Source organism: Thalassococcus profundi (assembly GCF_003344785.1).
Taxonomy (GTDB): Bacteria; Pseudomonadota; Alphaproteobacteria; order Rhodobacterales; family Rhodobacteraceae; genus Puniceibacterium; species Puniceibacterium profundi.
Map to the genome: position 1 here is coordinate 1 of NZ_QPMK01000084.1, position 544 is coordinate 544.

1 protein-coding gene is annotated in these 544 nt (G+C 61.6%); it reads right to left on the reverse strand.

Going from position 1 to position 544, the window contains the following annotated elements; all coding sequences use genetic code 11:
• On the reverse strand, positions 1-544 hold a 544-nt coding region (locus DU478_RS22615), incomplete at both ends, for an AMP-binding protein (RefSeq protein WP_147276430.1).

Below are 544 nucleotides of genomic sequence, written 5' to 3' on the forward strand. Positions count from 1 at the left end.
ACCAGGTGTCGACGATGGGGCAGCGGCCCTGGCCCACGACGTCGTTGTACCAGCTCCAGGCCTCGGGGTTGATCGGTTCGCCCACGGTGCCCAGCAGTTTCAGCGAGGATAGATCGCATTTGGTTACGAAATCGTTGCCCTGGCCCATCAATGCGCGAATCGCCGTGGGGGCGGTGTAGAACTGCGCGACCTTGTGCTTTTCGACCACCTGCCAGAACCGGCTGGCATCGGGATAGGTCGGCACGCCCTCGAACATCAGCGTCGTCGCGCCATTGGCTAAAGGCCCGTAAACAATGTAGGAATGCCCGGTCACCCAGCCCACGTCGGCGGTGCACCAGTAGACGTCGCCGTCGTGGTAATCAAACGTGATCTCGTGCGTTAACGCGGCATAAACCAGATATCCGCCAGAAGTGTGCACCACGCCCTTGGGCTGCCCGGTGGAGCCCGAGGTGTAGAGGATGAAGAGAGGATCCTCCGCGTTCATCTCGGCGGGCTGGCTGTGGTCGGAGGCTTCGGCGGCCATCTCGTTGTAGTCATAATCGCG